The following is a 20,261-nucleotide window of genomic DNA, read 5'->3' as shown; positions in this document are numbered from 1 at the left end:
CGCGCCACGAGTTCCCGACGTCTTCCCCGGCGAACCAGGCCTGACCCTCCGGCCGGACGAGGAGACACCGCGGATGACCCAGCACCGTATGAGCACGCACCGAGGTCTGGCCGTGCTAGCCACGCTGCTGACCGTGGCCGCTCTCGTCTCCGCCGGGGTGTTCATGGGCGTCTCCGGCGCCTCGGGCAGCGAGGACCGCCCCGCCGGCCACCCGCGCGCCCTCTGGGTCGGCACCTGGTCCGCGTCCCCCGCCGCCGCGGAGCCCGGCACGCACGGCACCGGCCACTCCGGGCGTACGTTCCGCAACGTCATCCACACCAGCATCGGCGGCAGCCGTGTCCGGGTCACCCTCTCGAACCTTTTCGGCGTACGACCGCTGCGTATCGGCCACGCCTCGATCGCCCTGGCCCACCCGCGCGAAAGACCCGCCGCCGCGCCGGGCACCCTCCGCCCGCTCACCTTCGGCGGCTCCCCCGCCATCTCCATCCCGGCCGGCGGAGAGATCACCAGCGACGCCGCACGGCTGCCGGTACCGGCCGACGCCGACGTCCTGGTCAGCACCTACGCGCCACGGTCGGCGGCTCCGGCCGGTCCCGTCACGTACCACCCGCGGGCCCGCCAGACTTCCTACGCGGCGGCCGGTGACCACACGCACGACACCGGCGCGCAGGCCTACACCGAACGGACCCTCAGCTGGCGGCACCTCACCGCCGTGGACGTACTGAGCGACCGGGCCCGGGGCGCGGTCGTCGTCCTCGGCGACTCCATCACCGACGGCTCCTCCTCCACGGTCGACGCGAACCGCCGCTGGCCCGACGTACTCGCCGACCGGCTGCGTACGTCGCGGGGCGCCCCGCGGCTCGGCGTCCTCAACCAGGGCATCAGCCGGAACCGGCTGCTCACCGACGCGTCCAGCCCGAGCGCCCTCTCCCGCTTCGACCGCGACGTGCTGTCCCGCTCGGGAGTACGGGCCGTCGTCGTCGTGATCGGCGTCAACGACATCCTGGGAACGCCACAGCAGACCGACCCGGCCCGGATCACGGACGGCCTGCGCGAGCTGACCCGCCGGGCGCACGCACGGGGCCTGAAGGTGGTCGGCGCGACGGTGATGCCGTTCGGCGGACACCGCGGCCATACGGCCGAACGGGACGCCGTACGCCGCGCGGTCAACGGCACGATCCGCGCAGGCGGCGTCTTCGACGCGGTGGTGGACTTCGACCGCGCGCTCCGCGATCCGTACGCGCCGGACCGGCTGCGTCCCGCGTACGACTCGGGGGACCATCTGCACCCGAGCGACACCGGTTACCGGGCGATGGGACGGGCGCTCGACCTCACGCTGCTGGGCTGAGGACACGGGCCCGCACGCTGCCGGCCCGACGGAACGCGGACGAGCTGACGCTGCCGGGCCGAGGACACGTGCCGCGCCGGGGCCCCGCGCTCAGTCGAGCTCCTTGCGGTCCTCGCCATTGCCCTTCTCCAGCTTCTGCTGCCTGCGCTCCGCCTTCAGCCGCTGCTTCTCCGCACGGGCGAGCCTGCGCTCCACGCCCACACCGCCCCAGAAGGCGAAGCCCGTGACCACCACGCGCGGCGCACCCGGCTCGCCCGGCTCACCCACCTCGCGCTGGTCGAAGCCGCCCATCAGACCAAAGCCGCGCACGTCCACCTCGACCCCCGGCGGGACGATCACCTGCACACCGCCCATGATCGCGATGCAGTTGATCACCACCTCGCGCTCGGCGAACCGCGCCTCACGCAGATCGATCACGCCGCCGCCCCAGAACGCGAACGAGGTGAAACGGCGGGGCACGGTCCAGTACCCCTTGCGCTGGAAGCCGGCCATGATCGCGACGGCCCACTTCGAGGTGCCCTCGCCGCCGATACGCCCCGCCCAGCCGCCCGGTGAGACGGACGCGGCGGACCCTGCGGGCGCCACCGTGCCGGCGCTTCCGGCAACCGGCAGATCGCGGGTGATCGGCTCCAGCTCGGCGTACGTACGGGACTTGAACGTCGCCTCCAGCCGCTCCCCGAACTCCTCCATGTCGAGCCGCCCCTCGGCAAGGGCGTCCCTGAGCCGCTCCGCGACCCGCTCCCGGTCCGCATCGGAGGCACGCAGTTCAGGAAGCTGCTCGTCAGTCATGACCAACAGCCTATTCAGTGAGACCCGTTGCCCGCAGCACCTGATCTGCCGCAAAAAAGGATCTACGCGCCCGACCGTTCCGCGTACATCTTCGCGATCACGTCCTCGATGGCCGGCTCCCGCACCGACAGATCCAGCAGCGGATACTCCGCAGCCACCGCGGCCACCAGCGGCGCCGCCGAAGCCGAGGCCGGGAAGGCCAGCCACTGGCGCGGCCCCTCCACCCTGACCGTGCGCGCCCCGTCCACCTCGATCGCCGGCAGCTCCCGCTCCAGGTCGACGACGAGCGTCCGCTCGCTCTCCCCCACCTCGTGCAGCCCCGCCAGAGCCCCGTCGTACATCAGCCGCCCGTGGTCGATGACCATCACACGCTTGCACAGCTGCTCGATATCGGTCAGGTCGTGCGTCGTCAGCAGGACGGTCGTGGCGCGCTCCGCGTTCAGCTGCCGTAGGAAACCCCGCACCTTCGCCTTGCTGATCACGTCCAGACCGATGGTCGGCTCGTCCAGATACAACACCTCCGGGTCGTGCAGCAGAGCGGCCGCGATGTCACCGCGCATGCGCTGGCCGAGCGAGAGCTGCCGTACCGGAACCTCTAGCAGCTCGGCCAGATCGAGGAGTTCGACGCAGCGGTCGAGGTTCTCCTGGTAGCGGGCACGCGGGATCCGGTACATCCGGTGCATCAGCTTGTACGAGTCGATCAGCGGCAGGTCCCACCACAGGGTGGTGCGCTGCCCGAAGACCACCCCGATGCGGTGCGCCAGCCGCGTACGCTCCCGGGACGGGTCGATGCCGGCGACCCGCAGCCGGCCGCCACTCGGCGTCAGAATGCCCGTCAGCATCTTGATCGTGGTCGACTTGCCCGCGCCGTTCGGCCCGATGTAGCCCACCATCTCGCCGCTCGGCACCTCGAAGGTGATCCCGTCGACCGCCCGCACCTGGTGCTTCTCCCGGCGCAGGAACCCCGTCCTGCGCCGTACGTCGAAGACCTTCTCGACACCCTCCAGTTCGATGAAACCCGTCACGCCGCCCCTCAGCTCCCCGTACTCCGATACGAACGCAGGCCCGCCCGCCACCCGAGCGAGGCCAACAGGACAGCGGCCAGCGCCACCAGCGGACTCAGGAACGCCGACCAGGACGGCAGGCCCAGCTGGTCCGGCCGGCCCAGGATGTAGAGCGCCGGCATCCAGTTGACGAATGCGAGCGGCACGACGAAGACCACCCCGCGCACCAGCTCCCTCGCGAAGATCGTCGGCGGGTACTGCAGCATCGTGTTGCCGCCGTACGTGAACGAGTTGGCCACCTCCGCCGCGTCGCTCGCCGCGAACTGAAACGCGGCACCGGCGACGAAGACCGCGGAGAAGATCACGGCCCCGGCCAGCACCATCACCGGGACCAGCACCGCCTTCAGCGGCGACCACGCCACATCGGCCGAGGCCAGCCCCCACACCAGCACGAACAGGCCCTGGCTGACCCTCCCCACCCTGCGCAGCGCGAACCGGTCGGCGGCGACCTGCGCGAACACCGGGACGGGCCGCACCAGCAAGGTGTCGAGCGAGCCGTCCCTGATGCGCGCGCCCACCCGGTCCGTGTTGCCCAGCATCAGATCGGCCAGGCCCAGCGAGGTCGAGCAGGCCCCGTACAGGACGGCGACCTCGGCCAGCGAGAACCCGCCCAGTACCTCGGTGTGCCGGAACATGATGACGATCGCGACGAAGTCCAGGCCGCTCGCGGCGAAGTTGCCGAAGGTGTTGAGCGCGAAGGACGCCCGGTACGCCATGGTCGAGCGCACCCACATCGCGACGATCAGCCAGTAGCCCCGCACGGCGTCGGCCACACGGGCCGCCGGCGACTCCCCCGCCTCCCCGTACCGGTCACCCACCCTGGGCCACCACCTTCCTGGTCGCCACGGACTGGAGCAGCCGCCCGGCGCCCAGCAGCGCAAGACCCCACGCCAGTTGGAACCCCAGCGCCCCCGCCGCCGCCCGGCCCGAGTGCCTGCCCAGCAGCACGTCCACCGGCACCTGGAGCATCGCCGCCCACGGCAGAGCCCGCGCCAGCTCGCCGAGCGCGCCCGGAAAGACCGTGAGCGGCAGAAGCATGCCGGAGAAGAAGACGGCAAGGAGAAGAGCGATCATGTTGACCCCGGCCCCGTCCAGCAGCCAGAACGCGCACAGCCCGACCAGGAAGCGGACCGCGAAACTGACCACGATCCCCAGCCACACGGAGACCAGGAACAGCAGCCACACCAGCGGATCCGAAGGCAGCGCGAGCCGAAAGCACACCGCACCCGCGGCGAGCGGCACGACACCCCGGCCCAGCAGCTGGAACCCCGCCCGCCCCAGATCGCTCGCCATCCACCACAACTGGAGGTCCGCCGGCCGGTACAGATCCACCGCGATGTCGCCGGTACGGATCCTCTCCTGCAGCTCCTCGTGGAAGCCGCCCCCCAACAGCGCCGTCGGCGACAGCAGCGCCTGGCTCACCCAGACGAACGTCAGCGCCTGCGCCTGGTCGTAGCCGCCCAGCCCCGGACGCTCGTCCCACAGCGCGATGAACGTGTAAGCGAGGATGAAACCGAACACGGTGTTGGTGAACACCCCGGCAGCCGTCGCCGTCCCGTACGTCGCGTAACGCCGGAACCCGCCCGCCGCGACGACCGCGTACATCCGCACGCCAGACCACTCCCCCGCCGCCGAGACCGCCACCCGAACCGCCACCGGAACCGCCCAGCACCAAAGCGCACGACCTTAGCCCAGCGGGCCGGAACGCCGCGACCGAATATCGGCCGACCGCATGCGACAGTGTTTTGGGTTTCATCGGTTTTACGGGCGTAGCACGCGAATCGCCCGTTACGACACCGTTGCCTCCGGAGAGTGAACCGCCGGACGCGACCGAGGAGTCACTAGAGACATGAGCGACGAGCAACACCAGCAGGGCTGGACACCCCGGGACCCCGCGACCCCCGGCGCGGCCCGCGGGTCCGGGCAGCCCGGCACTCCCCCGGCGACCGGGAACGCCGGAATGGCCGGCAACGCCGGAAAGGCCGGAAAGAAGCCCCGCCCCAAGCGCACCGGCCTCCGGCGCCTCCTCCCCACCTGGCGGATGGTCCTCGGCACCTTCCTGCTGCTCGCCCTGCTCGTCGTCGGCGGCCTCGTGGCCGGCTACCTGCTCGTCTCCATCCCGCCCGCCAACGCCGCGGCCACCGCCCAGAGCAACGTCTACCTCTACGCCGACGGCTCCCCGCTCGCCCGCGACGGCGAGGTCAACCGGCAGAACGTCAGACTCGCCGAAGTGCCCAGCACCGTCCAGCGGGCCGTGCTCTCCGCGGAGGACCGCGACTTCTACTCCGAGCGGGCCGTCGACCCGCAGGCGATGCTCCGCGCCGCCTGGAACACCGTCACCGGCAAGGGCAAGCAGTCCGGCTCCACCATCACCCAGCAGTACGTCAAGAACTACTACCTCGGCCAGGAGCAGACCGTCACCCGCAAGGCCAAGGAGTTCTTCATCGCGGTCAAACTCGGCCGCGAGGAGACCAAGGACTCCATCCTCGAGGGTTACCTGAACACCAGTTACTTCGGCCGCAACGCGTACGGCATCCAGGCCGCCTCCCAGGCGTACTACGGCAAGGACGCCATCAAACTCACCACCGCCGAAGGCGCCTACCTCGCCGCGCTCCTCAACGCCCCAAGCGCCTACGACGTCGTCACCCACCCCCAGAACAAGGCCAGAGCACTGGCCCGCTGGAACTACGTGCTCGACGGCATGGTCAAGGAGAACTGGCTCACGCCCGCCGACCGGGCCGCCATGACGTTCCCCGTCCCAAGCGCGGCCAAAGCCTCCGCCGCCATGTCGGGACAGCGCGGCTACCTCGTCGAGGCCATCGAGGACTACCTCACCACCCACGACATCATCGACGAGCAGACACTCGCCGCCGGCGGCCACCGCATCACCACCACCATCGACAAGGAGCGGCAGAACGCCTTCGTCGACGCGGTCGACAAGGAACTCGTCAACTCCATCGACAAGGACCGCAAGAAGGACCGCATCGTCCGGGCCGGCGGCGCCTCCATCGACCCGGAGACCGGCAAGGTCGTCGCCATGTACGGCGGCTTCGACTACACCCGGCAGTACGTCAACAACGCCACCCGCCGCGACTACCAGGTCGGCTCCACCTTCAAGCCGTTCGTCCTCACCTCGGCCGTCGAGAACCACTCCTCGACCCAGTACGGCCGTCGGATCACCCCCAACACCGTCTACGACGGCACCAACAAGCGACCCGTGCAAGGCCCGGACGGCCGCGTCGGCTACGCCCCGGCCAACGAGGACGACGTCTCGTACGGGCGGATCACCGTCCGCACCGCCACCGACAAGTCCGTCAACTCCGTCTACGCGCAGATGGCGGTCGACGTCGGCCCCAGCACGGTCGAGCGGACCGCCGTCGACCTCGGAATCCCCGAGGACACCCCGGCCATGGACGCCGTTCCCTCCATCGCGCTCGGTACGGCACAGGCAAGCGTCCTGGACATGACCCAGGCGTACGCCACACTCGCCAACCACGGCGAACGCGTCTCGTACACGATGGTCGAGAAGATCACCAAGGACGGCACCGCGATCGAGCTCCCCCCGCGGCACAGCACGCGGGCGGTGACCCGTGAGGCCGCCGACACCACCACCTCCGTCCTGCAGAGCGTCGTGGAGAACGGCACCGGCACCGCCGCCCGCGCCGTCGACCGCCCGGCCGCGGGCAAGACCGGCACCGCCGAGGAGGACCGCGCCGCCTGGTTCGCCGGCTACACCCCCGACCTCGCCACGGTCGTCGCGGTGATGGGCCAGGACCCGGACACCGGCAAACTCCTCCCGCTGTACGGCACGCTGGGCGAAGCCCGCATCAACGGCGGCGGCTTCCCCGCCCGGATCTGGGCCGAGTACACGAAGAAGGCACTGGAGGGCAGCGACCCCGTCGAATTCGAGCTGGAGCTGCAGCCGGGCGCCGAGGAGGTTCTGATCCCGGAGGACCCGGACACGCGGGAGCCCGGTGACCAGGAGACCCCGGGCCAGGACCAAGGTGGCCGGACGGAGGGCGGCCAGACGCAGGGCGGCACGACCGGCCCCGGAGGCACCACGGGCGGCGGCCAGACGCAGGGCGGCCAGACCCAGGGCGGCCAGACGCAAGGCGGCCAGACGCAAGGCGGCCAGACGCAGGGCGGCCAGACGCAGGGCGGCCAGACGGACGGCGGCACGACCGGCGGGACCACGGACGGCGGGACCACGGACGGCGGAACGACGGACGGGGGCGGTACGACCGACGGCGGCACCGCCGACACCGGAGGCACCACCGGCGGGGGGACGACGGACGGCGGCGGAGCCACGGGCACCACGGGCACGCAGGGCCCCCGCCCCCGGAACCGGTAGGACCCGCCGGCGGGGCGGTCGAGCGGGCGGCCTAGTGCCCGGAGGTCGCCTTCAGGCCCACGACGGCGACCAGCAGCAGACAGACGAAGAAGATCCGGGCGGCGGTGGCGGGCTCACCGAGCACAGTCATGCCGAGCACCGCCGCACCGGCCGCACCGATACCGACCCAGACGCCGTAGGCCGTACCGATCGGCAGCGTCTTGGCGGCGTGCGACAGCAGCATCATGCTCGCGACGATGCCGAGGCCGGTGAACACACTCGGCCAGAGGCGGGTGAATCCGTCGGTGTACTTCATACCGATCGACCAGCCGACCTCGAGCAGACCGGCGACAAGAAGAAAGACCCAGGCCATGACGGCACCTCCGAGACGTGGAAACACGGGGTGCGTCGTCTTTGCGAAGCCCGGTACGGCGCGTCTCGTCGGGTTCCGCCAACCGTAGCAAACGGGCAGCAAAGGGGCCGGTGACGGTGGTCACCGGCCCTCTGGTTCCACTACGGCCGACTGTGGCCGGCTGCGGCCCGCTGCGGCCCGCTGTCGCCCGCTGCGGCCCGCTGTCGCCCGTTGCGAGCGGCTGCGGCTACAGGTACAGCCCGGTCGAGTCCTCCGACCCCTCCAGCCGCTCCGCCGCCACCGCATGCAGATCGCGCTCCCGCATCAGTACGTAGGCGACGCCCCGCACCTCGACCTCCGCCCGGTCCTCGGGGTCGTACAGCACCCGGTCCCCCGGCTCCACGGTCCGTACGTTCTGGCCGACCGCGACCACCTCGGCCCACGCCAGCCGCCGGCCCACAGCCGCGGTCGCCGGAATCAGGATGCCGCCGCCCGAGCGCCGCTCGCCCTCGGGAGTGTCGGACCGGACCAGCACACGGTCGTGCAGCATCCGGATGGGCAGCTTGTCGTGGGTGGTGTTCTCGCTCACGCCACGAACCTACCTGCCCGGCCGCACGGCGTGCCCCTGAGGGTCATCGCCGGTCATCCCCGCCTGCGCCGCGCCGAGAAGGCCAGCAGCCCCACGACGCCCACGAGCACGAGCGCCACCGGCACGATCCGCTCCAGCCGCGGCGCGCCATCGTCCGACACGAGCTTTCCGCGTACGTCCGTCACGGTCCGGTTCACGGCGACGAAAGCACGCCCGGCGGTCTGGTCCACGGTCGAAGCGACCTTCGCCTTCGCGTCCCCGATGATCGTCCGGGGGTGCACCCGCACCCCGATCTCGTCGAGCGTCTCGGCAAGCTGGTCGCGCCTGCGGATGATGTCCGCCTCGATCTCCGCAGGGGTCCTGGCATCCGACACCGCGCTGCCTCCGTCGTCGTATGTTTCGTGGTCTTTTGCTCGACAGTCTGTCAGCTTCGGACGCGTCGCACCCCACGGCGCCCCTATTACGCTCGATGTCGTACGCCCTACCCCCTACCGAGGAGACCTTGATGAGCGAGCGACTCCAGCCCGGCGACACTGCCCCCGCCTTCACCCTGCCCGACGCCGACGGCAACGACGTCTCGCTCGCGGACCACAAGGGCCGCAAGGTCATCGTCTACTTCTACCCCGCCGCGCTTACCCCCGGCTGCACCAAGCAGGCCTGCGACTTCACGGACAACCTCGAGGTGCTGGCGGGCGCGGGCTACGACGTCATCGGCGTCTCCCCGGACAAGCCGGAGAAGCTCGCGAAGTTCCGCGAGAAGGAAGACCTGAAGGTCACGCTGGTGGGCGACCCCTCGAAGGCCACGCTCGAGGCGTACGGCGCGTTCGGCGAGAAGAAGCTGTACGGCAAGACGGTGACGGGCGTGATCCGCTCGACAGTGTTCGTGGACGAGGAGGGCAGGGTCGAGCGCGCGATGTACAACGTGAAGGCGACCGGCCACGTAGCAAAGATCATCAAGGACCTTGCCATCTGACCGGGACCCTTTGCTCCTCCGGAACGGCTCGTACGGAAGTGGTGCGGGCCGTTCCGTATTTCGGACGTGACCATCCGATAACCGGTTCGTTACTCAGTGCGATGCCGCGAACATGCGGCCGGACTGGAGGGGGACGAACCATGCCAGCGAGCCCATACACCCGAGAGCGTCTCGGCGAGGCGGCCACGTCGTCGCGGACCATGTCCGAGGCCCTGATCAAACTCGGGATCGACCCAAGGAATCTGCCGCGACGCAAGTACGTGTCCGAGCGGATGAAGAAGCTGGACATCGACACCTCGCACTTCGAGCGTGAAGGAGCGCGGTGGACCAGGGAGATACTCGAATCCGTCGTTTCTGCGTCGACGAGCATGAATGAGGTCTTGCGGCGGCTCGGTGTTGAGCTCGTGGGCGGGCAACACACGCACATCAGCCGCAGGGTAAAGGCCTTCGGCATCGACACGTCGCACTTCGCCCGATACGGACACACGGAGAGCATGCGCGGCAAGCGACGCCGCCGGTCAGCCGAAGAGATCCTGGTGGAGGACGGCTCGGCGCATGCGCGCCGCGTACCGAGCGTGCAACTCAAGCGAGCGCTCCTCGGTCTCGGGGTCGTGGATCGCTGCGCTCAGTGCGGCATCGAGGCGACATGGCGTGGGCAGCCCCTCCCGCTGGAGGTGGATCACATCGACGGCAACTGGCGCAACAACCGCGCCGGGAACCTCCGTCTCCTCTGCCCCAACTGCCATTCCACCACCGACACTTACCGCGGTCGTGGCAAAGGGCGACGAGCCACCGCAAGCCGTCTCTCACGCCTCGGAGTTGACGGCTCGTGAGCGAGACGCAGCGGTACACACGCGAGCGGCTGGTGGAGGCCGCGGAGAAATGTGGAGACATCGACGAAGTCATCGTGTACCTGGGGGCGCGTCCCTACAGCCACCTACGCAGGTACCTGTTACGACGCTTCGAGCACTTCGACATCGACACCTCGCACTTCCGCCGCCGCGATGGCCACACAGTGAGAAGTCGCCCCGAAGCGGGCGTGCTGCGCGAATCCGTCGGCAAATCCCTCTCCATAGCCGACGCTCTTCGACGGCTCGGCCAGCCGGACAATGGCCGCCAACGCGCTCTGTTGCGCCAGTGGACAGCGGACTACGGAATTTCGACATCGCACTTCCTGGGGCAGGCTCACAAGCTCGGGAAGCCAGGCACGACGCCGACGAAGAAACCGGAGGATGTGCTCGTCAAGCACACCGGCGGGCAGCGCACCAGGACGGTGCAACTCCGCCGGGCGCTCCGGGAGACCGGCGTTCCTGAGCGATGCGCGGAATGCGGCACCGAGCCCCTGTGGCAGGGCAGACCCATGACTCTTGAGGTCGACCACATCAACGGTGACTGGAGCGACGACCGTCGGGAGAACCTCCGGCTGCTGTGTCCCAACTGCCACGCCATAACCAGCACCTGGTGCCGAGGAGGCAGCCGCCGGAGCGCACGCTGACAGGACAGTCGAACCACCCCAGCCGCCTGCCCGGTACGATGGCAGGCGGCTAGCGGCGGTGGCGCAACGGCGACGCAGCAGACTTAGGATCTGTGGCCCGTGAAACGGCTTGAGGGTTCGAATCCCTTCCGCCGCACGTCAGCGGCCTGCGAATCGAAGGATGATACGCAGGCCGCTTTTCTCAGCCCAGCAGCTCCCGCAGCACCGGCACCAGCGCCCGGAACGCCGTGCCCCGGTGGCTGATCGCGTTCTTCTCCTTCGGCGAGAGCTCCGCGCACGTGCGCGTGTGGCCCTCCGGTTGCAGGATCGGGTCGTAGCCGAAGCCTCCCGTGCCCGCCGGAGTGTGGCGGAGCGTGCCCTGGAGGCGGCCCTCCACCACCCTTTCCGTACCGTCCGGCAGGGCGAGGGCCGCCGCGCAGGCGAAGTGGGCGCCCCGCTGGGCGTCGTCGATGTCGGACAGCTGGGCCAGCAGGAGCCGGAGGTTCGCGCTGTCGTCGCCGTGCCGCCCCGCCCAGCGGGCGGAGAAGATGCCGGGAGCACCGTTCAGTACGTCGACGCAGAGGCCGGAGTCGTCCGCGACGGCGGGCAGGCCGGTGGCCTGGGCGAGGGCGTGCGCCTTGAGGAGGGCGTTCTCCGCGAAGGTGACGCCGGTTTCCTTGACGTCGGGGATTTCGGGGTAAGCGTCCGCGCCGACCAGCTCGAGGGGCAGGCCGGCGGCGGACAGGATGGCGTGGAGCTCGGTGACTTTGCCCGCGTTGCGGGTGGCGAGAATCAGGCGGGTCATGCCACCGATTATCGGGGGCGCGTCAGGGCGAGCAGACCTTGGTGAGTTCGGAGGCCGCGTTCGTGACCGGGGTGATGTCCGGGGTGGCGTCGCCGCTCTCGATGGATTCGCGGACGTTCTTCACGCCGCTGGTCAGGTCGTCGACGGCCTTGCCGACGTCGGCGTTGTCGGTCTTGTCGCCGATGTCGTTGAGGTTCTTCTCGATCTGGTCGAGAGCTTCCTGGGCCTCCTGCGGACTGTTGCCGGCGTTGGAGACGGCCTGCTGGAGGTCGTTGACGCTGTCACTGATGGCGACGGCGGTCTGGGCGCAGTCGAATGCCTTGTCGATGGCGCTGCAGCCGATGGCGGTGGGAATGGCGATGAGTACGGCGGCGGCTGCGAGTGCGGCGTTACGTCGGCGGCGCGAGGCCATGGAACGGTCCCTCCCCAGGTGCGGGCTGTGCGGACGGGCGCACGGTTCGGCCCGTGCGCCCGTGTGTGTGATGACGCAGGTGGCGGCGTCTTCGGTTGCTTCTTTACTGGCCGAGCGCGGTGGCCTGCACGGCTCGGAGGTCGGCGCAGCCGCCGGCGGCGAGGTCGAGGAGGGCATTGAGCTCCTTGCGGTCGAAGGGTTCGCCTTCGGCGGTGCCCTGGACTTCGACGAAGCGGCCGTCGCCGGTGCAGACGACGTTCATGTCGGTTTCGGCGCGGACGTCTTCCTCGTAGCAGAGGTCGAGGAGGGGTTCGCCGTCGACGATGCCGACGCTGACCGCGGCGACGGTTCCGGTGAGGGGCTTGCGGCCGGCCTTGATGAGTTTCTTGCCCTGGCCCCAGGTGATGGCGTCGGCGAGGGCGACGTAGGCACCGGTGATGGCGGCGGTGCGGGTGCCGCCGTCTGCCTGGAGGACGTCGCAGTCGAGGACGATGGTGTTCTCGCCGAGGGCCTTGTAGTCGATGACGGCGCGGAGCGAGCGGCCGATGAGGCGGGAGATCTCGTGGGTGCGGCCGCCGATCTTGCCGCGTACGGATTCGCGGTCGCCGCGGGTGTTGGTGGAGCGGGGCAGCATCGAGTACTCGGAGGTGACCCACCCTTCGCCGCTGCCCTTGCGCCAGCGGGGAACGCCTTCAGTGAAGGAGGCGGTGCAGAAGACTTTGGTGTCGCCGAAGGAGATGAGTACGGAGCCCTCGGCGTGCTTGCTCCATCCGCGTTCGATGGTGACGGGGCGGAGCTGGTCGGGGGTGCGGCCGTCGATGCGAGACATGGTCCCGAGCCTATCGGCTGGCGCGCGAGGGCCCCGTTCCGGTGCCGTGGGGGCGGCCGGACCGGGGTCTTCGTCGTGTGCGGGGGGTGCGTGAGCGGGTGTCAGCTCACATCATGTCTTCGATGTCGGCGGCGATGGGGTCGGCGTCGGTGCCGATGACGACCTGGATCGCGGTGCCCATTTTGACGACGCCGTGGGCGCCGGCGGCCTTCAGCGCGGCCTCGTCGACGAGGGAGGGGTCGACGACTTCGGTGCGGAGGCGGGTGATGCAGCCCTCGACCTCTTCGATGTTGTCGAGCCCGCCGAGCCCGGCGACGATCTTCTCAGCCTTGGTGGCCATGTTCTTCTCCCTGCTTTTCAAAGAGCGCTGTCTCGGCCCAGCGTTGGTCCGCTTCGTCACGGTAACGCACGGTTGGCCCATCTTCACGAGCGGGCATCGGGCTTCTGTCGAATGATGACGATCACCGGTTGCCCGCCCTCCGGCCGGATTCCGGGACCGCATCGCAACTGGTCTACACCAGTGTGGGGCAACTGCCAAACCTGCCTGTTCCGGGAGGCCGCGGATGAGCGCGTACAGCAAGGCGGCAGCGCCACCGAGGAAGCCGTGGCACGGGCTGTTCCAGGGGCTCCAGAAGATGGGCCGCAGCCTGCAGCTGCCGATCGCCGTCCTCCCGGCGGCGGGCATCCTCAACCGGCTCGGACAGCCGGACGTGTTCGGCGCGAAGGGTCTCGGCTGGGACAACGTCGCCAAGGTCATGGACGGAGCCGGCGGCGCGCTGCTCGACGGGGAACTCGGCCTGCCCATGCTGTTCTGCATCGGCGTCGCCATCGGCATGGCCAAGAAGGCGGACGGGTCCACGGCGCTCGCGGCCGTGGTGGGATTCCTGGTCTATCTCAACGTGCTGCGCCAGTTCCCGAAGGACTGCGAAGTCGGGTCGACCGTGGTGGAGACGGGGTGCCAGGGACTGGACAAGTCGGTGACGGCATTCACCTACCAGAACCCCGGCGTCTTCGGCGGCATCGTCATGGGTCTGCTCACCGCATGGCTCTGGCAGCGCTACCACCGGACCAAGCTGGTCGACTGGCTGGGGTTCTTCAACGGCCGCCGCCTGGTCCCGATCATCATGTCCTTCGTGGCCATCGCCTTCGCGGTCCTCTGCCTATGGGTCTGGTCGCCGGTCGGCGGCGCGCTCGAGAGCTTCAGCGACTGGCTGGTAAGCCTGGGCGCCTGGGGTTCGGGCATCTTCGGTCTGGCGAACCGGGCCCTGCTCGTCATCGGCCTCCACCAGTTCCTGAACGTGCCCATCTGGTTCCAGTTCGGGGAGTACACCGAGCCGGACGGCACCGTCGTGCACGGCGACATCAACCGGTTCCTGGCGGGCGACCCCACGGCCGGTCAGTTCACCACCGGCTTCTTCCCCATCATGATGTTCGCCCTGCCTGCCGCCGCGCTGGCGATGTACCACTGCGCGAAGCCACACCGCCGGAAGGCGGTCGGCGGCATGATGCTGTCGGTCGCCCTGACCTCTTTCGTCACCGGCATCACCGAGCCGATCGAGTACTCGTTCCTCTTCATCGCTCCGCTGTTGTACGCGATCCACGCGGTGCTGACCGGTGTGTCGATGGCCGTCAGCTGGGAGCTCGGCGCGAAGGACGGCTTCAGCTTCTCGGCGGGCCTGATCGACTTTGTCATCAACTGGAGCCTGGCGACGAAACCCTGGATGCTGATCGTGATCGGTCTCGGTTTCGCGGTGATCTACTACGTGATCTTCCGCTTCGCGATCACCAGGTTCAATCTGCCCACCCCCGGGCGCGAGCCGGACGACGAGGAGGCGGAGGCCGAACGGGACATCACGAAGCCGTAGCCGTTCGAGGCACCATCCGCACCACGCCCGGGCTCGCCCCTCACGCTGCCCGTGCCCACCCTTCACGCCGCCCGCGCAGGCCCCCGGACCGCATAGCCCGGGGGCCTTTGTCGCGTATGCCCGAATGTGGTCTGGACCACTGGAACTGAGGGTTCCTTATCCGTCCTTCACCATGCTAGAACAGGTCTACACCACCGAGTGGTGTAGACCACCTGGATGCTGCCGCCCCGCCTTCATGCCCCCTGGCAGCACCCCGGCCCATGGAGGAAGACATGAGTACGGCCACCGCTACGGCGGCACCCGCGAAGAAGCGGGGCTCCGGGCTGTTCCAAAATCTGCAGAAGATCGGCCGCAGCCTGCAGCTGCCCATCGCAGTCCTGCCGGCCGCCGGCATTCTGCTCCGCCTCGGCCAGGACGATGTCTTCGGCAAGGAGGGGCTCGGCTGGAACAAGGTCGCCGCCGTGTTCATGACGGCCGGTGACGCCGTGTTCACGAACCTGCCGCTCCTGTTCTGCATAGGCATCGCCATCGGCTTCGCCAAGAAGGCGGACGGCTCCACGGCACTCGCCGCACTCGTCGGCTTCCTGGTCTACCAGAACGTCCTGACCGCGTTCCCGGTCACCGAGGCCAAGGTCCAGAAGGGCGCCGACGTAGCGGCGACCTACAACGACCCCAAGGTGTTCGGCGGCATCATCATGGGCCTGCTGGCCGCCGTGATCTGGCAGCGCTACCACCGCACCAAGCTGGTGGACTGGCTCGGCTTCTTCAACGGCCGTCGCCTGGTCCCGATCCTCATGGCCTTCGTCGGCACCGCGATGGGTGTCCTCTTCGGCCTGGTCTGGGCGCCCGTCGGCAACGTCATCACCGGCTTCGGCGAATGGATGACCGGCCTGGGCGCCGTGGGCGCCGGCATCTTCGGCGTTATCAACCGCGCGCTGCTGCCCGTCGGCATGCACCAGTTCGTCAACACCGTCGCCTGGCAGGAGATCGGCTCCTTCAAGGACTCCGCCGGCGCGATGTGGCACGGCGACCTGCCGCGCTTCTTCCACGGTGACCCCACCGCCGGCCAGTTCATGTCCGGCTTCTTCCCGATCATGATGTTCGCGCTGCCGGCCGCCGCCCTCGCGATCGCCCACTGCGCCCGCCCCGAGCGCCGCAAGGCCGTGCTCGGCATGATGATGTCGCTCGCGCTGACGTCCTTCGTCACCGGCATCACCGAGCCGATCGAGTTCGCGTTCATGTTCATCGCGCCGGTCCTGTACGCCATCCACGCGGTGCTCACCGCCATCTCTATGGCGGTGACGTGGGCGCTGGGGGTGCACCACGGCTTCAGCTTCTCGGCCGGTGCGATCGACTACTTCCTGAACTGGAACCTCGCGACCAAGCCCTGGATGATCATCCCGATCGGCCTCGCGTTCGCGGCGATCTACTACATCGTCTTCCGCTTCGCGATCGTCAAGTACGACCTCCCCACCCCGGGCCGCGAGCCCGAGGAGGAGGTCGAGGACCTCACCAAGGCGTGATCGCCCACCCGGGCCGAGCCCGGACGCACCACCGAAGCCTCCACCCTTCCGTACGAGGGGTGGAGGCTTCGGCGTACCGGGCGTACATGACGAACCGGGCGCACATCACAAACCGGCTTCAGATCAGATACGTCGCCCCGGCGCTGGCCAGCTCGGCCGGGCCGTCGTACGCCGCCCGCGCGTCGGCGAGGTTCCGCCGGGCGTTTGTCCACGGCGGGATGTGCGTGAGTACGAGTCGGCCGACGTTCGCCCGCCGGGCCTGCTCACCGGCCTCGCGGCCGTTGAGGTGCAGGCCGGGGATGTCTTCCTTGCCGTGCGTGAAGGACGCCTCGCACAGGAAGAGGTCCGCACCGGCCGCGAGTTCGTTCAGCGCCTCGCTGACCCCGGTGTCGCCGGAGTACGTGAGGGACTTGCCGTCGTGCTCGATCCGGATGCCGTACGCCTCGACCGGGTGCAGGACCCTCTCCGTACGGACCTGGAAGGGCCCGAGGACGAAGGAGCCGGGCTTCAGGGTGCGGAAGTCGAAGACCTCGCTCATGGACTTCTCGTCGGGCACGTCCTCGTATGCCGTGGTCAACCGCTGCTCGGTGCCTTCCGGGCCGTATACGGGCAGTGCGTCGCAGCGCCCGCCCTCGTGGCGGTAGTAGCGGGCCACGAAGTACGCGCACATGTCGATGCAGTGGTCCGCGTGCAGGTGGCTGAGGAAGACGGCGTCGAGGTCGTAGAGACCGATGTGGCGCTGCAGCTCGCCGAGGGCGCCGTTGCCCATGTCGAGGAGCAGCCGGAAGCCGTCGGCCTCGACGAGGTAGCTCGAGCAGGCCGAATCCGCGGACGGGAACGAACCCGAGCAACCGACGACGGTGAGCTTCATGGAGCAGGAACCTCCGTAAACGAGGCGCGCGGCAAGGGTCGTGCGGTGCGTCGAGCGTAAGGCGCGAAAGGTCCGGTCGCTCCTCCACAGCCGACCGTTGTGGGCGAACTCACCTGCTCTGTCACCGGTTCGGGCGGCCGTCGCGCCGTGCGGCGCGGGCGCCGGTACCTTCGGGGCATGGATACGTCCTGGTGGCCCGCGCTGGCCGCGGCGGTCGTGCTGGCCCTGGTCGCGGCGCTCGCGGGTCTGCGCCGGCCCGGTGGACGGACCCGGCCGCCCGGGCGTCCGAGCGGTCCGGGCGGTCCGGAACGGGCTCCGCAGCGAAAGCCGCGGCACGATCCCCGGCCGGGCGAGATCTGGTGGGCGAGTGTGCCGTACGAGGACGGGCCGGGGGCGAAGGACCGGCCGTGCCTCGTGCTGTCGGTGCACGGCGGGTCCACCCGTGTCGCGAAGATCACCAGCAGGTATCACGACGAACGGCCGGGCGTCATCGCGTTGCCGCCGGGGGTGGTGGGCGATCCTCAGGGGCGTCCGAGCTTCCTCGAGACGGGGGAGCTGCGGGACGTTCCGCTGTGGGAGTTCAGACGCAGGGTCGGTCCGGTGGACCCCACCTTGTGGGACCAGGTACGGCACCTGGCGGGGTGAGGGGCGCGTCGCCGCCCCACGCCGCCGGTGCCGTTGCCGTTGCCGGTGCCATGGCCCCTGCCGGTGCCGGTGCCCGGCGCGTTACGCCCAGAGCTGGCCCTGGAGCGTCTCGATGGCCTCTTCGGTCGTGGCAGCGGTGTAGACGCCCGTCGACAGGTACTTCCAGCCGCCGTCCGCCACGACGAACACGATGTCCGCGGACTCGCCCGCCTTCACGGCCTTCCTGCCGACGCCGATCGCCGCGTGCAGGGCGGCTCCGGTGGACACGCCCGCGAAGATGCCCTCCTGCTGAAGGAGCTCCCGGGTGCGGGTCACCGCGTCCGCGGAACCGACCGAGAAGCGGGTGGTCAGCACGGAGGCGTCGTACAGCTCGGGGACGAAGCCCTCGTCCAGGTTGCGCAGGCCGTAGACGAGGTCGTCGTACCGCGGCTCCGCGGCGACGATCTTGATGTCGGGCTTCTGCTCGCGCAGGAAGCGGCCGACTCCCATGAGGGTGCCCGTAGTGCCCAGACCCGCCACGAAGTGAGTGACGGAGGGCAGGTCGGCAAGGATCTCCGGGCCGGTGGTCGCGTAGTGCGCGCCCGCATTGTCCGGGTTTCCGTACTGGTAGAGCATCACCCAGCTGGGGTTCTCCGCCGCCAGCTCCTTCGCCACCCGGACCGCGGTGTTGGAGCCGCCCGCGGCCGGGGACGAGATGATCTCCGCGCCCCACATGGCGAGCAGGTCCCGGCGCTCCCGGGAGGTGTTCTCCGGCATCACGCACACGATGCGGTAGCCCTTGAGCTTGGCCGCCATGGCCAGCGAGATGCCGGTGTTGCCGGAGGTCGGCTCGAGGATGGTGCAGCCCGGTGTCAGCCGGCCGTCCTTCTCCGCCTGCTCGACCATGTGGAGCGCGGGGCGGTCCTTGATCGAGCCGGTCGGGTTGCGGTCCTCCAGCTTGGCCCAGATACGGACGTCGTCCGACGGTGACAGACGTGGGAGGCGCACCAGCGGGGTGTTGCCGACCGCCGCCAGGGGGGAGTCGTAGCGCATCAGACCATGCCGCCGGCCACGGCCGGGAGAATCGTCACGCTGTCGCCGTCGGCGAGCTTCGTGGAGATGCCGTCGAGGAAGCGGACGTCCTCGTCGTTGAGGTAGACGTTCACGAAGCGGCGCAGCTGGTCGCCGTCGACGATGCGCTCCCTGATACCGGCGTGACGCGTCTCCAGGTCCGCGAGGAGGTCGGCGAGGGTCTCGCCGTTGCCCTCGACGGCCTTGGCGCCGTCGGTGTAGGTGCGGAGGATGGTCGGGATGCGGACCTCGATGGCCATGGCGTGGGCTCCTGTCGGAAGCGGAGGTGGCGTGCGGGGGCGCGGCGTTCCGCGCAGGTTCGGGCTGCGTGCTGGGTGCTGAATGCGCGGGGGCCGCGGCTCAGGCCGTACGCGGACAGATGGCGCTGGCCAGTCGGCACAGGTCGACGTGCAGCCGCGCGGCTCCACATCCGAAGGCTCCCAGGAAGAGAGTGGAGGCGGAGCGCAGCGAAGCGAGCAGCGGGGTGCTCGGCGTCTTGTCGCTCACGTCGTGGGAAACCATGGGGTCATCGTATCGATTCCTTGTCCGGGTCCCGGAATGTGATCTCGCATCGTGGACGAGATCTGTTCGCCAGGTGGACGGGGGCGTGTGGAGGCGGTCGGAGCGCCAGTGGCGGGGTGGGTTCCGGCCCCGCCAGTCGCACCGCGACGACCGGTTCCTACGTCATCACATTCCGCGCGGACACGATTCAGCGGGTGCCGGTGAGGCCGGTGCCGCTCAGCCCACATGGCCACTATTCACGTGGCTCTCCGCCATGCAGGAACCGGGCGGCCGGCCGCGAAAGGGATCAGTGACCAGAAGCCCAGGTGATCCATCGAAGCACCGCCGCGAACGTCGTGCCGTCGAGCTCGCTGAGGACCCCGATGGCGGCCACGTCGCCGGCGAGGGGTGCCACGCCCTTCGCCGTCAGGGCGGCGTGCAGGTCCAGGCGGCGCCTGTCACTGGCGGCCATGGGACAGGGCAGCCGCTGCGCGGGGTCGGGTGCGGGCAGGACGTGGTCGTCGGCATCGTCCGGCCCGGTCGCGTCGCTGTGCCAGTCCAACTCTTCTGCGCCCGGGAAGCGGTACGGGTCGAGCTGGGGCGCCATGAGTGGAAGTGAAGAAACCTGCCAAGCGTCCATGAGGCCTCCTGTGCTGAGTAACTGGCCGTCAGGAGGTTCGCCGGGCCGTGTCCAGTTGCACTCCTCGGCACATACCACTCGAATGCCTTCATAAGCATCTCGTCACCACGCAGCGCACGGCCCCTGCCGCGGTTCCGTCGACAGGACCAGGAGCCACCGACCTGACCATGTGCGACACGCCCCTGAGGGAGCAATGGAACC

At 69.5% G+C, this 20,261-nt stretch carries 24 protein-coding genes, 1 tRNA gene and 1 riboswitch; of the genes, 9 read left to right on the top strand and 16 right to left on the bottom strand.

The features are described from left to right. Positions 1-73 precede the first annotated feature (73 nt). Positions 74-1,348, top strand: a complete 1,275-nt coding sequence (locus AB0M62_RS17970; RefSeq protein WP_366075171.1) for an SGNH/GDSL hydrolase family protein — start codon at positions 74-76, stop codon at positions 1,346-1,348. 90 nt (positions 1,349-1,438) lie between these two features. Here AB0M62_RS17970 and AB0M62_RS17965 read toward each other — a convergent pair whose 3' ends face one another. From AB0M62_RS17965 to AB0M62_RS17950, 4 genes are all read right to left on the bottom strand, one after another. Next, positions 1,439-2,137 carry a DUF1707 domain-containing protein gene (locus AB0M62_RS17965; protein ID WP_366075170.1) on the bottom strand — a complete coding sequence of 233 codons (699 nt, stop codon included), beginning with the start codon at positions 2,135-2,137 and terminating at the stop codon, positions 1,439-1,441. Positions 2,138-2,199: 62 nt separating this feature from the next. Beyond that, complete coding sequence (locus AB0M62_RS17960) at positions 2,200-3,162, bottom strand: ATP-binding cassette domain-containing protein (RefSeq protein WP_366075169.1); 963 nt, start codon at positions 3,160-3,162, stop codon at positions 2,200-2,202. An 8-nt stretch (positions 3,163-3,170) separates the two neighbouring features. Then, positions 3,171-3,935 carry an ABC transporter permease gene (locus tag AB0M62_RS17955; RefSeq protein WP_366075288.1) on the bottom strand — a complete coding sequence of 255 codons (765 nt, stop codon included), beginning with the start codon at positions 3,933-3,935 and terminating at the stop codon, positions 3,171-3,173. A 76-nt stretch (positions 3,936-4,011) separates the two neighbouring features. Continuing rightward, the gene (locus AB0M62_RS17950) at positions 4,012-4,812 is read right to left on the bottom strand and encodes an ABC-2 family transporter protein (RefSeq protein WP_366075168.1); all 801 of its coding nucleotides are present in this window, start codon (positions 4,810-4,812) and stop codon (positions 4,012-4,014) included. A gap of 238 nt (positions 4,813-5,050) precedes the next feature. On the opposite strand from AB0M62_RS17950, the gene AB0M62_RS17945 reads away from it, so the two are divergent. Continuing rightward, the gene (locus tag AB0M62_RS17945) at positions 5,051-7,552 is read left to right on the top strand and encodes a transglycosylase domain-containing protein (protein ID WP_366075167.1); all 2,502 of its coding nucleotides are present in this window, start codon (positions 5,051-5,053) and stop codon (positions 7,550-7,552) included. Positions 7,553-7,583: 31 nt separating this feature from the next. On the opposite strand, the gene AB0M62_RS17940 is transcribed toward AB0M62_RS17945, so the two are convergent. The 3 genes from AB0M62_RS17940 to AB0M62_RS17930 all read right to left on the bottom strand — a co-directional run bounded on the left by AB0M62_RS17940 (position 7,584) and on the right by AB0M62_RS17930 (position 8,846). Continuing rightward, on the bottom strand, positions 7,584-7,904 hold the full coding sequence (locus AB0M62_RS17940) for a multidrug efflux SMR transporter (protein ID WP_366075166.1): 321 nt from the start codon (positions 7,902-7,904) through the stop codon (positions 7,584-7,586). Between the two features lie 29 nt (positions 7,905-7,933). Beyond that, positions 7,934-8,004, bottom strand: a riboswitch (guanidine-III (ykkC-III) riboswitch). A gap of 126 nt (positions 8,005-8,130) precedes the next feature. Next, positions 8,131-8,472 carry a co-chaperone GroES gene (locus tag AB0M62_RS17935; protein WP_366075165.1) on the bottom strand — a complete coding sequence of 114 codons (342 nt, stop codon included), beginning with the start codon at positions 8,470-8,472 and terminating at the stop codon, positions 8,131-8,133. A gap of 53 nt (positions 8,473-8,525) precedes the next feature. Further along, positions 8,526-8,846: a DUF3618 domain-containing protein gene (locus AB0M62_RS17930; RefSeq protein WP_366075164.1), complete on the bottom strand. Its 321-nt coding sequence runs from the start codon at positions 8,844-8,846 to the stop codon at positions 8,526-8,528. A gap of 131 nt (positions 8,847-8,977) precedes the next feature. Between AB0M62_RS17930 and bcp the strand changes: the two genes are divergently transcribed. The 4 genes from bcp to AB0M62_RS17910 all read left to right on the top strand — a co-directional run bounded on the left by bcp (position 8,978) and on the right by AB0M62_RS17910 (position 11,076). Next, positions 8,978-9,445: a thioredoxin-dependent thiol peroxidase gene (bcp, locus tag AB0M62_RS17925; RefSeq protein WP_366075163.1), complete on the top strand. Its 468-nt coding sequence runs from the start codon at positions 8,978-8,980 to the stop codon at positions 9,443-9,445. 140 nt (positions 9,446-9,585) lie between these two features. Beyond that, positions 9,586-10,278, top strand: coding sequence for an HNH endonuclease signature motif containing protein (locus AB0M62_RS17920; protein ID WP_366075162.1), 693 nt, complete (start codon positions 9,586-9,588; stop codon positions 10,276-10,278). Then, the gene (locus AB0M62_RS17915) at positions 10,275-10,940 is read left to right on the top strand and encodes an HNH endonuclease signature motif containing protein (RefSeq protein WP_366075161.1); all 666 of its coding nucleotides are present in this window, start codon (positions 10,275-10,277) and stop codon (positions 10,938-10,940) included. The genes AB0M62_RS17920 and AB0M62_RS17915 overlap by 4 nt, the downstream gene beginning before the upstream one ends. 52 nt (positions 10,941-10,992) lie before the next feature. After that, a tRNA-Leu gene (locus AB0M62_RS17910) sits at positions 10,993-11,076 on the top strand. A 45-nt stretch (positions 11,077-11,121) separates the two neighbouring features. Here the strand turns inward: AB0M62_RS17910 and rdgB are convergent. The 4 genes from rdgB to AB0M62_RS17890 all read right to left on the bottom strand — a co-directional run bounded on the left by rdgB (position 11,122) and on the right by AB0M62_RS17890 (position 13,386). After that, on the bottom strand, positions 11,122-11,724 hold the full coding sequence (gene rdgB / locus AB0M62_RS17905) for an RdgB/HAM1 family non-canonical purine NTP pyrophosphatase (RefSeq protein WP_366075160.1): 603 nt from the start codon (positions 11,722-11,724) through the stop codon (positions 11,122-11,124). A gap of 22 nt (positions 11,725-11,746) precedes the next feature. Beyond that, the gene (locus tag AB0M62_RS17900) at positions 11,747-12,136 is read right to left on the bottom strand and encodes a hypothetical protein (RefSeq protein ID WP_366075158.1); all 390 of its coding nucleotides are present in this window, start codon (positions 12,134-12,136) and stop codon (positions 11,747-11,749) included. Positions 12,137-12,239: 103 nt separating this feature from the next. Then, positions 12,240-12,965 (bottom strand): ribonuclease PH, encoded by a 726-nt coding sequence (gene rph / locus AB0M62_RS17895; RefSeq protein WP_366075157.1) that lies wholly within the window; start codon positions 12,963-12,965, stop codon positions 12,240-12,242. Positions 12,966-13,071: 106 nt separating this feature from the next. Beyond that, the gene (locus tag AB0M62_RS17890) at positions 13,072-13,386 is read right to left on the bottom strand and encodes a PTS glucose/sucrose transporter subunit IIB (RefSeq protein ID WP_366075156.1); all 315 of its coding nucleotides are present in this window, start codon (positions 13,384-13,386) and stop codon (positions 13,072-13,074) included. 142 nt (positions 13,387-13,528) lie between these two features. On the opposite strand from AB0M62_RS17890, the gene AB0M62_RS17885 reads away from it, so the two are divergent. Together AB0M62_RS17885 and AB0M62_RS17880 are read left to right on the top strand one after the other, a co-directional pair. Then, the gene (locus AB0M62_RS17885; RefSeq protein WP_366075155.1) at positions 13,529-14,830 is read left to right on the top strand and encodes a PTS transporter subunit EIIC; all 1,302 of its coding nucleotides are present in this window, start codon (positions 13,529-13,531) and stop codon (positions 14,828-14,830) included. A 272-nt stretch (positions 14,831-15,102) separates the two neighbouring features. After that, positions 15,103-16,353 (top strand): PTS transporter subunit EIIC, encoded by a 1,251-nt coding sequence (locus tag AB0M62_RS17880; protein WP_366075154.1) that lies wholly within the window; start codon positions 15,103-15,105, stop codon positions 16,351-16,353. Positions 16,354-16,471: 118 nt separating this feature from the next. Here AB0M62_RS17880 and AB0M62_RS17875 read toward each other — a convergent pair whose 3' ends face one another. Continuing rightward, the gene (locus tag AB0M62_RS17875) at positions 16,472-17,224 is read right to left on the bottom strand and encodes an MBL fold metallo-hydrolase (RefSeq protein WP_366075153.1); all 753 of its coding nucleotides are present in this window, start codon (positions 17,222-17,224) and stop codon (positions 16,472-16,474) included. Positions 17,225-17,401: 177 nt separating this feature from the next. Here AB0M62_RS17875 and AB0M62_RS17870 point away from each other — a divergent pair, with 177 nt between their 5' ends. Continuing rightward, a complete protein-coding gene (locus AB0M62_RS17870; RefSeq protein ID WP_366075152.1) occupies positions 17,402-17,869 on the top strand; it encodes a type II toxin-antitoxin system PemK/MazF family toxin in 468 nt (155 codons plus the stop codon). An 81-nt stretch (positions 17,870-17,950) separates the two neighbouring features. Here the strand turns inward: AB0M62_RS17870 and AB0M62_RS17865 are convergent, their stop codons facing one another. From AB0M62_RS17865 to AB0M62_RS17850, 4 genes are all read right to left on the bottom strand, one after another. After that, a complete protein-coding gene (locus AB0M62_RS17865; RefSeq protein ID WP_366075151.1) occupies positions 17,951-18,901 on the bottom strand; it encodes a cysteine synthase in 951 nt (316 codons plus the stop codon). Next, the gene (locus AB0M62_RS17860; RefSeq protein ID WP_366075150.1) at positions 18,901-19,179 is read right to left on the bottom strand and encodes a MoaD/ThiS family protein; all 279 of its coding nucleotides are present in this window, start codon (positions 19,177-19,179) and stop codon (positions 18,901-18,903) included. The genes AB0M62_RS17865 and AB0M62_RS17860 overlap by 1 nt, the downstream gene beginning before the upstream one ends. A gap of 100 nt (positions 19,180-19,279) precedes the next feature. Continuing rightward, a complete protein-coding gene (locus tag AB0M62_RS17855; RefSeq protein ID WP_366075149.1) occupies positions 19,280-19,441 on the bottom strand; it encodes a putative leader peptide in 162 nt (53 codons plus the stop codon). Between the two features lie 286 nt (positions 19,442-19,727). After that, a complete protein-coding gene (locus tag AB0M62_RS17850) occupies positions 19,728-20,027 on the bottom strand; it encodes a hypothetical protein (RefSeq protein ID WP_366075148.1) in 300 nt (99 codons plus the stop codon). Positions 20,028-20,261 lie beyond the last annotated feature (234 nt).

It is taken from the genome of Streptomyces sp. NPDC051219 (assembly GCF_040682335.1).
GTDB lineage: Bacteria > Actinomycetota > Actinomycetes > Streptomycetales > Streptomycetaceae > Streptomyces.
The sequence above is the reverse complement of the archived record's forward strand: the minus strand, read 5'-3'. Positions and strand labels throughout refer to the sequence as shown.

What these genes read in the sequence shown, in the direction of transcription:
- AB0M62_RS17955 (WP_366075288.1), bottom strand. Translation starts at nt 3,935, where the DNA reads ATGTGGGTGCGCTCGACCATGGCGTACCGGGCGTCCTTCGCGCTCAAC.
- AB0M62_RS17920 (WP_366075162.1), top strand. Translation starts at nt 9,586, where the DNA reads ATGCCAGCGAGCCCATACACCCGAGAGCGTCTCGGCGAGGCGGCCACG.
- AB0M62_RS17850 (WP_366075148.1), bottom strand. Translation starts at nt 20,027, where the DNA reads ATGGCGCCCCAGCTCGACCCGTACCGCTTCCCGGGCGCAGAAGAGTTG.
- AB0M62_RS17870 (WP_366075152.1), top strand. Translation starts at nt 17,402, where the DNA reads ATGGATACGTCCTGGTGGCCCGCGCTGGCCGCGGCGGTCGTGCTGGCC.
- AB0M62_RS17890 (WP_366075156.1), bottom strand. Translation starts at nt 13,386, where the DNA reads ATGGGCCAACCGTGCGTTACCGTGACGAAGCGGACCAACGCTGGGCCG.
- AB0M62_RS17965 (WP_366075170.1), bottom strand. Translation starts at nt 2,137, where the DNA reads ATGACTGACGAGCAGCTTCCTGAACTGCGTGCCTCCGATGCGGACCGG.
- rph (WP_366075157.1), bottom strand. Translation starts at nt 12,965, where the DNA reads ATGTCTCGCATCGACGGCCGCACCCCCGACCAGCTCCGCCCCGTCACC.
- AB0M62_RS17880 (WP_366075154.1), top strand. Translation starts at nt 15,103, where the DNA reads ATGAGTACGGCCACCGCTACGGCGGCACCCGCGAAGAAGCGGGGCTCC.
- AB0M62_RS17865 (WP_366075151.1), bottom strand. Translation starts at nt 18,901, where the DNA reads ATGCGCTACGACTCCCCCCTGGCGGCGGTCGGCAACACCCCGCTGGTG.
- AB0M62_RS17945 (WP_366075167.1), top strand. Translation starts at nt 5,051, where the DNA reads ATGAGCGACGAGCAACACCAGCAGGGCTGGACACCCCGGGACCCCGCG.
- AB0M62_RS17940 (WP_366075166.1), bottom strand. Translation starts at nt 7,904, where the DNA reads ATGGCCTGGGTCTTTCTTCTTGTCGCCGGTCTGCTCGAGGTCGGCTGG.
- AB0M62_RS17855 (WP_366075149.1), bottom strand. Translation starts at nt 19,441, where the DNA reads ATGGTTTCCCACGACGTGAGCGACAAGACGCCGAGCACCCCGCTGCTC.
- AB0M62_RS17875 (WP_366075153.1), bottom strand. Translation starts at nt 17,224, where the DNA reads ATGAAGCTCACCGTCGTCGGTTGCTCGGGTTCGTTCCCGTCCGCGGAT.
- rdgB (WP_366075160.1), bottom strand. Translation starts at nt 11,724, where the DNA reads ATGACCCGCCTGATTCTCGCCACCCGCAACGCGGGCAAAGTCACCGAG.
- AB0M62_RS17885 (WP_366075155.1), top strand. Translation starts at nt 13,529, where the DNA reads ATGAGCGCGTACAGCAAGGCGGCAGCGCCACCGAGGAAGCCGTGGCAC.
- bcp (WP_366075163.1), top strand. Translation starts at nt 8,978, where the DNA reads ATGAGCGAGCGACTCCAGCCCGGCGACACTGCCCCCGCCTTCACCCTG.
- AB0M62_RS17970 (WP_366075171.1), top strand. Translation starts at nt 74, where the DNA reads ATGACCCAGCACCGTATGAGCACGCACCGAGGTCTGGCCGTGCTAGCC.
- AB0M62_RS17860 (WP_366075150.1), bottom strand. Translation starts at nt 19,179, where the DNA reads ATGGCCATCGAGGTCCGCATCCCGACCATCCTCCGCACCTACACCGAC.
- AB0M62_RS17900 (WP_366075158.1), bottom strand. Translation starts at nt 12,136, where the DNA reads ATGGCCTCGCGCCGCCGACGTAACGCCGCACTCGCAGCCGCCGCCGTA.